11 protein-coding genes are annotated in these 12,609 nt (G+C 73.6%); 5 read left to right on the top strand and 6 right to left on the bottom strand.

Annotated features, from left to right (window positions below; translation table 11 throughout):
• Positions 1-26 precede the first annotated feature (26 nt).
• The 3 genes from AMK26_RS03665 to AMK26_RS03675 form a co-directional block, all read right to left on the bottom strand.
• Entirely contained in the window at positions 27-1,886 is a 1,860-nt protein-coding gene (locus AMK26_RS03665; RefSeq protein ID WP_073751817.1) for an FAD/NAD(P)-binding protein, read from the bottom strand.
• Positions 1,887-2,155: 269 nt separating this feature from the next.
• Entirely contained in the window at positions 2,156-3,949 is a 1,794-nt protein-coding gene (locus tag AMK26_RS03670; RefSeq protein ID WP_073751819.1) for an alkaline phosphatase D family protein, read from the bottom strand.
• A 66-nt stretch (positions 3,950-4,015) separates the two neighbouring features.
• Positions 4,016-4,672, bottom strand: a complete 657-nt coding sequence (locus tag AMK26_RS03675) for an HNH endonuclease family protein (protein WP_073751821.1) — start codon at positions 4,670-4,672, stop codon at positions 4,016-4,018.
• Between the two features lie 189 nt (positions 4,673-4,861).
• Here AMK26_RS03675 and AMK26_RS03680 point away from each other — a divergent pair, with 189 nt between their 5' ends.
• Together AMK26_RS03680 and AMK26_RS03685 are read left to right on the top strand one after the other, a co-directional pair.
• On the top strand, positions 4,862-5,605 hold the full coding sequence (locus tag AMK26_RS03680) for an ABC transporter permease (RefSeq protein WP_073751823.1): 744 nt from the start codon (positions 4,862-4,864) through the stop codon (positions 5,603-5,605).
• Between the two features lie 260 nt (positions 5,606-5,865).
• Positions 5,866-6,450: a TMEM165/GDT1 family protein gene (locus AMK26_RS03685; RefSeq protein ID WP_073751825.1), complete on the top strand. Its 585-nt coding sequence runs from the start codon at positions 5,866-5,868 to the stop codon at positions 6,448-6,450.
• Between the two features lie 6 nt (positions 6,451-6,456).
• Here the strand turns inward: AMK26_RS03685 and AMK26_RS03690 are convergent, their stop codons facing one another.
• A complete protein-coding gene (locus tag AMK26_RS03690; RefSeq protein ID WP_073751827.1) occupies positions 6,457-7,125 on the bottom strand; it encodes an HAD-IA family hydrolase in 669 nt (222 codons plus the stop codon).
• Positions 7,126-7,267: 142 nt separating this feature from the next.
• Positions 7,268-8,041: a peptidoglycan-binding domain-containing protein gene (locus tag AMK26_RS03695; RefSeq protein WP_073751829.1), complete on the bottom strand. Its 774-nt coding sequence runs from the start codon at positions 8,039-8,041 to the stop codon at positions 7,268-7,270.
• Between the two features lie 486 nt (positions 8,042-8,527).
• Here AMK26_RS03695 and AMK26_RS03700 point away from each other — a divergent pair, with 486 nt between their 5' ends.
• Positions 8,528-10,576 (top strand): MFS transporter, encoded by a 2,049-nt coding sequence (locus AMK26_RS03700; protein WP_073751831.1) that lies wholly within the window; start codon positions 8,528-8,530, stop codon positions 10,574-10,576.
• On the opposite strand, the gene AMK26_RS03705 is transcribed toward AMK26_RS03700, so the two are convergent.
• Positions 10,573-11,067 carry a GNAT family N-acetyltransferase gene (locus AMK26_RS03705; RefSeq protein ID WP_073751833.1) on the bottom strand — a complete coding sequence of 165 codons (495 nt, stop codon included), beginning with the start codon at positions 11,065-11,067 and terminating at the stop codon, positions 10,573-10,575. The two genes, AMK26_RS03700 and AMK26_RS03705, sit on opposite strands and share 4 nt — an antisense overlap.
• Positions 11,068-11,175: 108 nt before the next feature.
• On the opposite strand from AMK26_RS03705, the gene AMK26_RS03710 reads away from it, so the two are divergent.
• The gene (locus tag AMK26_RS03710; RefSeq protein WP_073751835.1) at positions 11,176-11,826 is read left to right on the top strand and encodes a hypothetical protein; all 651 of its coding nucleotides are present in this window, start codon (positions 11,176-11,178) and stop codon (positions 11,824-11,826) included.
• Positions 11,826-12,608 carry a hypothetical protein gene (locus AMK26_RS03715; protein ID WP_073751837.1) on the top strand — a complete coding sequence of 261 codons (783 nt, stop codon included), beginning with the start codon at positions 11,826-11,828 and terminating at the stop codon, positions 12,606-12,608. Before AMK26_RS03710 ends, AMK26_RS03715 begins: the two co-directional genes overlap by 1 nt.
• The last annotated feature ends 1 nt before the right edge of the window (position 12,609 follow it).

The raw sequence follows: 12,609 nt of genomic DNA on the forward strand, positions 1-12,609 counted from the left end.
CCGACGAGCCTCCAGGTTAGGGAGTCCTAATCAATACTTGCAAGTTCAACATTCAGCCGTTCGGCGCTGGTGCCGGAGCAGGCGCGCAGGGCGGCCCGGGCCACCGCGTCCGTGTCCGAGAGCGTCACCGAGTCGACACCCGGCCGGGCGCCCGCCGCCGTCACCCAGTGCACTCCCTCCGTCGGCACGCCGAGCGCGAAAACCCGCTGGTGGGCCCGGCCGTGACGATCGATCAGGCGGTACGGGGACGGTGTGACGTCCAGCCCTCCGGTGTCGTAGCCGTCGACGACATGGGTGCGGCACTGGCCGGACTGGAGCAGCCCCGCGAGGAGCGCGTCACCGGTGCGCCGTACGTCCGGCTCCGGCAGCCGGGCCTCGATCAGTGTGGTCGCCGTCACGGCCGACCCCGGCACATCGGGAGATTCAGCCAGGAACACGCCCTTTTCCGGACGGATCTGCATACGGGGGCCGATCACATCCAGCACCCCCGCCTCGATCAGGGCCGCCATCTCCTCGATACGGCGGCGCGGCGGGCCGATCGACAGGAAGGCGTTCAGCGGCGTGTACCAGCGGTCCAGGTGGTCGCGGCGCGAGGTGCCCGACAATCCCGCGTGGTCGACGATCAGCCGCAGCTCGTTGCGGATGTCCCGCAGCACGTCCAGCGCGGCCTTCGCCGGCCCGGCCACATTGCCCCGGGCCGCCTCCGCCGCGTCCCGGCGCAGGTGCGACAGCAGCCAGGCGCGGAAACCGGCCGTCGACCGGAACGTTTCCCCCGCGTAGGGGCGGGAGATCCGCTCCCAGCACCAGCGCTCGTGCGGCGGGACGCCGTAGGTGTCGAGGGCCGCCTCCGGGTCGGTCAGGAAACGGGTACGGAAGCCCCGCGGCCGCTTCAGCAGCGCCTCGTAGTACGTCGTCTCGACCTCCTTGGCCACCAGCGGCCAGATCTCGCCCAGGAAGTCCGGAGGGTCGCCCGCGTCCGCCCGCTTGCGGAACGTCTCTATGACGTCCGGCGTCAGCAGCAGCGGCTCGTGCCGCGCCGACGCGCCCTTCTCGTTGTCGCCGCGCGCCTGGTACGGGACGCCGCGCCGGGAACCGGCGTACAGCCGGGGCTCACGGCCCGAGGGCATGTACCGGAGCGTGCTCCCGTCGCGTACGAACGTGCCGCCCCGGCCCTCCGTCAGCAGGGCCATGTGGTCGAAGAAGTTCAGGCCCAGGCCCCGCAGCAGCACCGGCTCCCCCGGGACGATGGGCGTGAGGTCGAGGTCGGCCGGATTGGCGGGCGGGAAGTGGCGCAGCCCGTGGCGCGCCGCGTACGCGCCCAGGTGAGCCGATGACGGGTCCTGGACGACCGGGAGGTGGCCCTGGGCCAGGACGACCGCGCCCAGGTCCGTGAGGACCGTGCCGTCCTCCAGCGTGAGGGTCTGCGGGCCGGCGCACCCCGGGCCGGCACCCTCCATGCGTACGGCCCGTGCCGCGTGCACCCGCACGGTCACCTCCGGCGGCGCCTCGCGCACCGCGCGGGCGAACGCCCACTCCAGATAGGCGCCGTAGCAGGCGCGGGTGGGGTAGTCGTCGGGGCCGAGCGGGTACGAGCGGGAGGCGGCCCACTCGTACAGGCTGGGCCCCCGGCGTATCGGGCCCTCGCAGCTCACGCTCTCGTCGGTGAAGACCGTCACCTGGCACGCCACCGTGTTCATCAGCAGTTCGGCCGGCTGGTCGGTGCGCCACACCTGGCCCGCTCCCGGCGGGGCCGGGTCGATGACATGGACGGTCAGCGGGGTTCCCGCGGCCAGTTCCGGGACGGAGGCGCAGAGCCGTTCGAGCACGGACGTGCCGCGGGGACCCGCACCGACCAGGGCTATGGCATGGGGAACTTCGGACGACAAGACTCGGACTCCCGGGGCAGGGGGGCGGTGCGGGCGGTGCAGGCGGTTCACGCGGTTCACGCGGTTCGGGCGGTTCGGGCGGTGGGCGGAGCTGGCGTCGCCCGCTCGTGGCGGGCGAAAGCTCATCATGCCGTTGCCTCGCCCCTCACCGAACCCCTGGCCGGAGGATCACCATCCGCTATGGGTGGGATTGGCAGGGGCCTGAACCGGACGTTCACCGGACGTTCACAGCGGACTTCACACCGCCGGGGGCCTCACAGCCCGAACGCTCACCGCCCGGGCGTGAGCGTCCGCTCGTGTACGGTCCTCAGCTCGGCGTCGCTCCGGTCCCGCCCCCGGGCCGCCGCCTGCTCCAGCCGCAGCCCCGCCGACCGCCCGCGGAGCGTCAGCGTCATCAGCTGGTTGCCGAACCACGGCCCACCGGTACGGCGCCAGTCGACGACCGGCCGCTCATTGCGCCCGTGCCGCCGCAGCCCGTGCCCCAGCCACCGCCCCGCCCGGCTCCAGCCCAGTCGGAACGCCACCCTCAGTACACGCGGGATCCGGTTGTGCACGGGCGAGCACGTCAACTGGACGACCCGCGCGTCCGGGACACCCCGGCCCCCCGACGCACCGCCGGCCCCCGACGCACCCCCAGCCTCCAGCACGCCCCTGGCCCCCGAGGCACCGCCGGCCCCCGACGCACCCCCAGCCTCCGCCCCGCCCCCCGAACCCGGGTTTTCCGGCCACTCCGGCTCCGCCACGTACGCGTGGTGGACGTCGCCCGACAGGACGCACACCGTGGCAGGGGCGTCCGGGCCGCGGCCCGCCTCCGCCAGCAGCCGGGTCAGCCGCTCGAACGAGTCGGGGAAGGCGGACCAGTGCTCCAGGTCGGCCCCCCGGCGGACCCGCTCCGCCAGCCGCGCCCACGCCGCGCCCCGCTCACCGCGGCACAGCGCGGCGTTCCAGGTCTCCGCGGCGTGCATCATCGGCGCCAGGAGCCACGGCAGGGAGGCCCCGACCAGCAGGTGGTCGCAGCGGTCCCGGTCGGCCAGCATCTGCTCGGCCAGCCACCGCTCCTCCTCCTCGTCGTGCATGGCCCGCTTGTGCTCGTCCAGCACGCGCCCGGCCCGGGTGTCGATCATCACCAGCCGGGTACGGCCGAAGTCCCGCCGGTAGCTCCACCGCGCCCGCGCCGGGTCGGCGTCGGCCTCGGCGGCGAACCGGCGCAGCAGCTCCGTCCCGTCCGGTACGGCGCGGACCGCCGCGTACAGCGGATCGGCGTCCAGTTCACCGGGGGAGAGGTTGCCCAGGTGCTGGTGGACCCAGTACGACATCAGCCCGCTGAGGATCCGTTCCCGCCACCACCCGGTGCGCCGCATGTCGGCCAGCCAGGAGCCGCTGGTGTTCCAGTCGTCGATCACGTCGTGGTCGTCGAAGATCATGCAGCTGGGGACGGTGGACAGCAGCCAGCGCACGCCGGGGTCGAGCCAGGACTCGTAGTAGAGGTGGGTGTACTCCTCGTAGTCCGCGACCTGCGCACCCGGCTCCTCGCGCAGGTCCCGGCGGGCGGCCAGCCAGCGGCGGGTGGCCTTGGAGGTCTCGTCCGCGTACACCTGGTCGCCCAGCAGGAGCAGCACGTCGGGGCGTACGGCGCCGGCGTCCGTGGCCAGCCGGGTGGCCAGCGTGTCGAGGGCGTCCGGGCCGACCGGGTCCTTCCCGCCCGCCGGGGGCGCGGCCCAGCGGCACGACCCGAACGAGACGCGCAACTCGGCGTCGCCCGGCCGGGGCGAGGTGATCGTACTGGCCGGGTAGTGGTAGTCGGGGCCGGTGGGCGGCCACACCGGCCGGTCGTCGAGCAGCACCTCGTACGCGGTCGTGGTCCCGGGCGTCAGGCCGGTGACGGGGACCAGGGCGTAGTGGTGCCCGGCTATCTGGAAGGTCCGGGTGCTGCCGCCGGCGCCGTCCGCGCACCGGACCCGGGCCGTGCAGGGCCGGTCGGCCTCGACCCAGACCGTCGCGCGGTCGCCGCGCTCCCAGTCGACGTACCGCAGGAGTGGTCCCAACCGCAGTCCGGCTGCCATCCCGGCCTCCTCCGTCGCCCGTACACCCACGGTACGGAACGACGGAGGCTCAGGGGTACGGGTCCGTCAGCAGCCGTTGAGGACGGACTGCAGGGCGCTCTTCTCGGCGGAGTCGACGCTCAGGTTCCAGTGGTGCTTCACATGCACCCACATCCGGGCGTACGTGCAGCGGTACGCGGTGCGCGGCGGCAGCCACTCGGCGGGGTCGAGGTCGCTCTTGGCCTGATTGACGTCGTCGGTGACCGCGATGAGCTGCGGGCGGGTCAGGTCGTTGGCGAAGGCCTGGCGCTGCGAGGTGGTCCAGGCGTTGGCGCCGGAGCGCCACGCCTCGGCGAGGGCGACGACGTGGTCGATGTCGACGTCCGATGCCGCGCGCCAGGTGGCGCCGTCGTACTCGGAGTACCAACTGCCGCTGACCGCCGCACAACTGGAGTCCTGGACGACGTTCACGCCGTCGCGCTTGAGGACGACTTCGCGGGTGTTGCAACTGCCCGACTGGGTGATCCAGTGCGGGAACAGGTCACGGCTGTAGCCGCTGGAGGAACCTTCCGCCTTCACCGTGAGCCGGCCCAGGTACGTGCGGGCGGTGTCGGCGCTGATCGGGGTGGGCGGGGCGGCCTGGGCGGCGGGTGCGGTGGCCAGGACGCCGGTGGCGGCGAGGGCGGCGGACGCGGCGAGGACGGCGGTTCGACGGGCTATTCGACGCGCGTAGACACCGGACATGGGTGACTCCCTTGGGATGTGGGGGTGTTGGCCGGACGCCCGGTCGGGCGGCTCGGCCATCGTGGCGGCGCCAGGTTGCCCCGGGGGATGCGCCGGGTTACAGAGTGACGACATGTGCACGTCACATCAAGGGTTGTGCCCGGTTTCTGACGTCCCGGCACCTGCCTTGTCCGGCTTTAGGGTTGACGTGTGCTGCTGCCCGTCAATGCCACGTTCGCGGCTGTTCTCGCCGTCCTGCTCGCCGTCGCCGCCACCGTCGCCGCGCTCGCCCACCTCCGGGCGCCACGCGAGATCGTCACCGCGGGGGTACGGGCCGCGGTGCAGCTCGCGGCCGTGTCGCTGGTCATCGGGTGGGTCGTCCGCTCCGTACCGCTGCTGCTCGCCTTCCTGCTGCTCATGTACGCCGTCGCCGTACGTACGGCCGGGCGCCGCATCACGTCCAACGGCACCTGGTGGTGGGCGGCCGTGCCCATCGCCGCCGGGGTCGTCCCGGTCGTCGGCGCGCTGCTGCTGACCGGGCTCGTCCCGCTCAAGGGCATCGCCCTGATCCCCGTGACCGGCATCCTCATCGGCGGGGCGCTCACCGCGACGGTGCTCGGCGGGCGGCGCGCCCTGGACGAGCTGGACACGCGGCACGGCGAGGTGGAGGCGGGGCTGGCGCTCGGACTGCCGGCCCGGGACGCGCGGCTGGAGGTGGCCAGGGAGGCGGCGGCTGACGCGCTGCTGCCGGGGCTCGACCAGACCAGGACGGTGGGGCTCGTCACCCTGCCGGGCGCGTTCGTGGGGATGCTGCTGGGCGGGGCGTCACCGCTGCTGGCGGGGGCGGTGCAGCTGTTCGTGCTGGTCGGGCTGATGGCGGTGCAGGGCGTGGCGGTGGCGGCCGGGCTGGAGCTGGTGGCCCGGGGGAAGCTGCACCGGGAGGGGTCGGGGTGACGGTCGCACAGAAGACGATCACGTACCCTGGACGGAGCAGAAGGGGAGTAGCTCTTCGCCGGAACGTCGACATACTGCTGGGCCTCGCGCCCGGCCGGCGCCCGGAGGCGGCCCGTTCAGGGTGCGCCAGCGAGACCTTCGGCAACAGCAGTGCCATGCCCGTATCCATGGTGCCGCCGTGCCGGAGCGACTCCTCGAAACCCTGAGAGGTCTCTTCTCGGTCCGGCGGAACCGCCCGACCGATTGAGGAATCCCATCCCGTGCTCAGCCTCACGATCATGGCGATCACCTTCGGCGTCGTCTTCCTCGCCGAACTCCCCGACAAGACCGCGCTCGCCGGCCTCATGCTGGGCACCCGCTACCGCGCCTCCTACGTCTTCGCGGGTGTCGCCGCCGCCTTCGCCATCCATGTCGTCCTCGCCGTCGCCGCCGGCAGCGTCCTGACCCTGCTGCCGCACCGGCTGGTGCAGGCGCTGGTCGGCGTGCTGTTCCTGGCGGGCGCGGCCGTGCTGCTGCTGAAGAAGGGCGACGACGAGGACGAGAAGATCAAGGCCCCGGCCGACCAGTCCTTCTGGAAGGTCTCCGGGGCGGGTTTCATGCTGATCCTGGTGGCGGAGTTCGGCGACCTGACGCAGATCATGACCGCGAACCTCGCCGCCCGCTACGACAACCCGCTCTCCGTCGGGCTCGGCGCCGTACTCGCCCTGTGGGCGGTCGCCGGGATCGGCATCCTGGGCGGGCGGACGCTCATGAAGTACGTACCGCTGCGCCTGATCACCAAGGTCGCCGCCTGTCTGATGCTGGCGCTGGCGGGCTTCAGCCTGTACGAGGCGCTGGCGCCGTAGGGCGCGTCACGCGGTGATGTGGAGGCGGATGGTGCCGTCGGCGCCGTCCGCCTCCACGCGCACGTGCGTCAGATCCGGTACGTGTACGTCGGGGGCGTACGCGCCGGCGCGCGGGCCGACGCCCACCACCCGCATCCCGGCGGCGCGGCCCGCCTCGATGCCGGCCCCGGAGTCCTCGAACACCACGCACTGCGCCGGGTCGAAGCCCAGCTCGGCGGCGCCCTTCAGGAACCCCTCCGGGTCCGGCTTGCTCGCGCCCACGCACTCGGCCGTCACGCGTACGTCCGGCATCCGCAGCCCGGCCGCGCCCATGCGGGCCCGGGCGAGCGGGGCGTCGGCGGAGGTGACCAGGGCGTGCGGGAGGGCGGCGACGGCGGCCATGAAGGCGGGCGCGCCGCCGATCGGCACGACGCCGTCCAGGTCGGCGGTCTCCTCGGCGAGCATCACGCGGTTGTCGGCGTGGTTCTCCTCCATCGGGCGGTCCGGGAGGAGGACGGCCATGGTGGCGTACCCCTGGCGGCCGTGGACCACCTTGAGGGCCTCCTCCGGGTCGAGCCCGTGCCGCAGGGCCCAGCGGCGCCAGCAGCGCTCCACCACCGCGTCCGAGTTGACGAGCGTGCCGTCCATGTCGAGGAGGAGGGCCCGGGCGGTCAGGAGGGACGGGGTGGCCGGCATCGGCGATCTCCACGGGGTGGGGGGAGAAACAGGTACGAAGTGGCCCGCCCGCCGGTCAGGGTATACGGGCGGGACCACTTTGTTCCTCCACGATACAAAATCCCCCCGCCGAACGCCAGCCCGCCCCGGGCACCCCCCGGGGTCAGCGGCCCGTCGTCTCGGACTCCAGCCACCGGCGGGTTTCCCGCCCGTACACGCCCCACCCGTCGCCTGACAGGTCGCGGGCCTCCTGGTACTGGCCCACGCCCCACTCCACGTCCTCGTTGTAGCGGCCGTTCATGGGGCCGTCGTAGAGGCCCGCCTGCCGCAGGCGGTATTGGAGTTCGGTGACCTCCGGGCCGCGGTCGCCGCGCCGCAGGGTCACCGGCTCGTCCTCCGACTGCTCCGGGCCGGGCGTCCGGGAGCGGGTGGGGGACGGCGAGGGGACGGTCGCCGGACCGGTCGGCGCGCCGTTCGAGGACGGTGCCGCCGACGCCGTACCCGGCACGGCGATGGCCAGGGACGCGGAAGCGGTCGCCGACGCGGACGCGAACGCGGAGGCGGACGCCGAACCGGACGCGGACGCGGAAACGGACGCCGACACGGAGGGGGAACCCGACGGCGACGCCGAGCCGGACGCCGACGAGGTCGGCCCCTTGGGCTCCCCGCTCGGCCAGGCGGGCGTGCTCGGTGACAGGTCGGGCAGCAGCCGGTCCGCCTCCCCGTCCCCGCCGAACAGACCGCCCGCGAAGCCGGCCACGCCCAGCACGGCGACGACCGCCACCACGGTGCCGAACACGGCGTACGGGCGACGGGCACGGCTCCGGGACCGTGCCTGGGCCCGCGCCTGCGCCCGCGTACCGGCGCGCGCGCCGCGCGGCGTGCCCGCGCCCTCCAGCGGCACCAGTTCGGGCACCAGCGGCACGTACAGCGGCATCGTCGCGGGCGGAGGCGGAGGCGGAGCCGGAGACGGAGGCGGTACCGGACCGGAACCAGGACCCGGAGCCGGAGCCGGGTCCGGACCTGGAAAGGCCGGCCCCGCCCCCGGCTGGGGCTCCGGCTCCGCCCGCAGGTTCACGTACGGACGTATCCCCAGCGTGTCCTCCGTGGACGCGCAACCGCAGTCGCCGCCGCGACCACCGCACTCAGGACAGTTCTGTCCCGTCAATGTGGTCCCCTCCCCTTGAACTGCGAGCGATTATGCAGCCCGCCGGCCACCCCGGAGGACCACCCACCGCACCCCCGCCCCCGCTCGGCGGGCCGTATCGGGACGAAGCGCCCAGGATGGGAGGGGGAGGAGGGGGTACGCGTCCGGCCCGCCGCCCACCCGCGAGACGACGACGGCCCGCGAGACGACGACGGCCCGCAAGACGACGACGGCCCGCAAGACGACGACGGCCCGCGAGACGACGAGGGAGAACCCATGGCGCAGGAAGTGACCACCCCGGCCACCAGCCCCGCCCCGGGCCAGGGACAGAACCGGCGTACCGTCCTGGTCGCCATCGGCGCCCTGCTGCTCGGGATGCTGCTGGCGGCGCTCGACCAGACCATCGTCTCCACCGCCCTGCCGACCATCGTCAGCGAACTCGGCGGCATGGAGCACCTGTCGTGGGTCGTCACCGCCTACATGCTCGCCGCCACCGCCGGCACCCCCCTCTGGGGCAAGCTCGGCGACCAGTACGGCCGCAAGAAGCTCTTCCAGACCGCCATCGTCATCTTCCTCATCGGCTCGGCGCTCTGCGGCATCGCGCAGAACATGCCGCAGCTCATCGCCTTCCGTGCCGTCCAGGGCCTGGGCGGCGGCGGCCTCATGGTGCTGTCCATGGCCATCGTCGGCGACCTCGTCTCACCGCGCGAACGCGGCAAGTACCAGGGCCTCTTCGGCGCGGTCTTCGGCGCCACCAGCATCCTCGGACCGCTCCTGGGCGGCCTGTTCACCGAGCACCTCTCCTGGCGCTGGGTGTTCTACATCAACCTCCCCATCGGCGTCGTCGCGCTCTTCGTCATCGCCGCCGTCCTGCACATCCCGGTGCGCACCACCCGCCACACCATCGACTACCTCGGCACCTTCCTCATCGCCTCCGTCGCCACCTGCCTCGTCCTCGTGGCGTCCCTCGGCGGCACCACCTGGGCCTGGGGCTCGGCGCAGATCATCGGCCTCGCCGTCCTCGGCGCCGTCCTCCTCGTCTGGTTCGTGTACGTCGAGCGGCGCGCCGCCGAACCCGTACTGCCGCTGAAGCTGTTCCGGATCCGCACCTTCACGCTCGTCTCCGTCATCAGCTTCGTCGTCGGCTTCGCGATGTTCGGCGCGATGACCTACCTGCCGACGTTCCTCCAGGTCGTGCGGGGCGTCACTCCCACCATGTCCGGGGTGCACATGCTGCCGATGGTGCTCGGCATGCTGCTGACCTCCACCGGCTCCGGCCAGATCGTCAGCCGTACCGGCCGCTGGAAGGTCTTCCCCATCCTCGGCACCGCCGTCACCGCCGTCGGACTGGTGCTGCTGCACCGGATGAAGGTGTCCAGCTCCGACTGGGAGATGAGCCTGTACTTCTTCGTCTTCGGCGCCGGACTCGGCCTGGTCATGCAGGTCCTGGTGCTGGTGGTGCAGAACGCCGTTCCGTACGAGGACCTCGGCGTCGCCACCTCCGGAGCCACCTTCTTCCGCTCCATCGGCGCGTCCTTCGGCGTCGCCATCTTCGGCACCATCTTCACCAACCGGCTCACCGGCAAACTCTCCGACGCCCTCGCCGGCCGCGAACTGCCCCCCGGCGCCGGACCCGACCAGCTCGCCGCCGACCCGCGCGCCATCGCCGAACTGCCACCCGACCTGCGCCCCGGCGTCCTGCACGCGTACGCGACGTCCATCACCGACGTCTTCCTGTACGCCGCGCCCGTCGTCGCCCTCGCCTTCCTCATCGCCTGGCTGCTGAAGGAGGACCGGCTGCGCGGCGCGGTCACCGCGCCCGACCCCAGCCAGACCGTCGCCTCCAACCCCGTCGAACGCTCCTCCTACGACGAGTGCGCCCGCGCCCTGTCGGTGCTCGGCTCCCGCGAGGGCCGCAAGGCCATCTACGAGAAGATCACCGCCCGCGCGGGCCTGGACCTGCTGCCCGCCGCCAGCTGGCTGCTGCTGCGCGTCCGCCGCCACGGCACCGTGGAGCCCGGCCGGCTCGCCGACACCACCCCCGTACCCATCCGGGCCATCACCGAGGCCGCCCGGCAACTGGAGGAACGGCACCTGGTGCGCCGCGAGGGCCTCCAGCTGATGCTGACCGACGAAGGCGTGGACGTGGCCGTCCGGCTCGCGCACGCCCGCGAGGAGTCCCTCGCCGAACTGCTCGGCGACTGGTGGGGGCCGGAGCGGCCGACCGACCTGATCCAGTTGGTGCACGAGCTGACGGCCGAGCTGTGCGGCTCCGACCAGGAACGGCCACGGACCCCCGAACCCCGCCGCAACCACGCGCTCTAGCGGGCGCTCAGCTCCTTGCCGTACCAGATCTCCTTGTACGGGCCCTCGCAGTACGCCGGGATCTCCCGGTAGCCGCACCGGGTGTACAGGGCGCGCGCCTCGACCAGGTCCAGCCGGGTGTTGAGCACCATGCGCCGGGCGCCCAGCTCGGCGGCGGCCGACTCCAGGGCGTCCATCAGGAGCGCGGCACCGCCGGTGCCGCGGAAGGCGTGGCGTATGAACACGCGGGTGACCTCCGCCCGCTCCGCGTCCAGCATGAGCACCCCGCCGCAGGCCGCGGGCTTGCCGTCCGCCCTGCCCACCACGAACTGGCCGGTGGGCGGCGTGAGGTGCTCCACACCGTCGTTGGTGAGCCCCTCCTCGACCTCCGCCGCCGTCGCGGGCCGGTGCCAGTAGCGGCTCGCGACGTCGTCGTAGTAGTCGCGGCGCAGCGCGGTGGCGTCGGGCGTGTCGTAACGCTCGGGGCGGATGGTCCAGTTGGTGCTCGTCATGGTGCGTCTCTACCCGACGGGCGGACCGTTTGGCCAATGGGATAGCGGCAACACGCCCGTCGAACAGTCATGAAGAAACCCCGACCCCCGGATCGAGGGGAGACAGTCATGTCCACTGTCCTGATCGTCGTCGCTCTGGTCGTCGTCTTCGCCGCCGTGGTCGCCGCGGTCCTGTACGTGGGCCCCGGCAAGGCGGGCGGCAGGCGCGGCCGCGGGCTGAAGCGGCGGTTCGGCCCCGAGTACGAGCGGACGGTCGCCCTGCACGACGGCGACACCAAGGCCGCCGAACGCGAACTCGCCGAGCGCGTCACGCGCCACGGCGACCTGCGGCCGCGGCCGCTGTCGCGTGAGGCCCGCGAACAGTACGTGGCCCTGTGGGCGGGCCTCCAGGAGCAGTTCGTCGACGCGCCGCGCCAGGCCGTCGCCGAGGCGGACCGGCTGCTGGCCCGGCTGGCGGAGGACCGCGGCTTCCCGGCGGCCTCCGCGTACGAGGAGCAGGTGGCCGCGCTGTCCGTGCACCACGCCCACCACGTCGACGGCTACCGGCGCGTGCACCGCACCGCCCGAGCGGACGCCGGTACAGGTACCGGCACCGGCGCCGGCACCGAGGAGTTGCGTGCCGCGATGATCGACGCGCGGCGGCTGTTCGAGGCGCTGGTCACCGCGCAGCCCGAGGACCACGCCCGCCACGCCCCGCGCCGCCCGGCCGCCCGCGGCCACCGGGTCCACGCGCCCTGGCCGAAGGGGAGTGGCGCCTGATGCCCCCGCAGAAGCCGACCGGACCCGACATCCCCGCCGGGGCCCGTCCCCCTCACGGAGCCGACACCCCGGGCACCGCGCCCCCCGCGGGCGACCTGCCCGGCACCGGCACCCGTGTGCCCCCGGAACCCACCGCTCCGGCGGGTCCCGACACCCCGCACCGCTCCGGTACCTCGTACCGGGTCGGCACCCTGAACGAAGCCGCCGCCCGGGACGGTGCCGCCGCCCCGCCACCCACCGGCCCCACCGGCCCCACCGGTTCGGCCGCTCCGGTCGGTTCGGCCGCTCCCGCCGGGTCGGCTCTGCCCACCGACCCCGCCGCCCCCACCGGGGCGGGTGCCTCGGACCGGACCGCCGCGTCCGGCGCTCCGACCGGAGCGGCAGCCTCCGCAGGGGCCACCGCCGACGAAGGGACCAGTACGTCGCACACGGCCCACGCCCCGGCCGGCGCCGGGTCCGGGTCCGGGTCCGGCGCCACGCGTCGGACGGGGGACGTGGCGGGCGTTTCCGCGCCGCTGGTGCCGGACGAGGCACGGGACGAGCTCGGCTCGCGCATGCAGCAGGCGCTGACCGGCTTCGTCGAGAGCCCGCACCGGTCCGTGGAGGAGGCCGCCGCCGTGCTGGACGCGGCTGCCGACCGCCTCACGGAAGCCCTGACCGAGCACCGCCGCGCCCTTCGCGCCGACTGGGACGGGGACGGCGAACACGAGCCGGACACCGAGCAGTTGCGCGTCACGCTCCAGGCCTACCGCGCCATGGCCGAGCGGCTGCTGCGGGTGTGAC

It is taken from the genome of Streptomyces sp. CB03234 (assembly GCF_001905885.1).
Classification (GTDB): Bacteria; Actinomycetota; Actinomycetes; order Streptomycetales; family Streptomycetaceae; genus Streptomyces.

Coding starts and splice junctions, on each gene's coding strand:
- AMK26_RS03670 (WP_073751819.1), bottom strand. CDS start 3,949: ATGGCAGCCGGACTGCGGTTGGGACCACTCCTGCGGTACGTCGACTGG.
- AMK26_RS03675 (WP_073751821.1), bottom strand. CDS start 4,672: ATGTCCGGTGTCTACGCGCGTCGAATAGCCCGTCGAACCGCCGTCCTC.
- AMK26_RS03690 (WP_073751827.1), bottom strand. CDS start 7,125: ATGCCGGCCACCCCGTCCCTCCTGACCGCCCGGGCCCTCCTCCTCGAC.
- AMK26_RS03695 (WP_073751829.1), bottom strand. CDS start 8,041: ATGCCGCTGTACGTGCCGCTGGTGCCCGAACTGGTGCCGCTGGAGGGC.
- AMK26_RS03700 (WP_073751831.1), top strand. CDS start 8,528: ATGGCGCAGGAAGTGACCACCCCGGCCACCAGCCCCGCCCCGGGCCAG.
- AMK26_RS03705 (WP_073751833.1), bottom strand. CDS start 11,067: ATGACGAGCACCAACTGGACCATCCGCCCCGAGCGTTACGACACGCCC.
- AMK26_RS03710 (WP_073751835.1), top strand. CDS start 11,176: ATGTCCACTGTCCTGATCGTCGTCGCTCTGGTCGTCGTCTTCGCCGCC.
- AMK26_RS03715 (WP_073751837.1), top strand. CDS start 11,826: ATGCCCCCGCAGAAGCCGACCGGACCCGACATCCCCGCCGGGGCCCGT.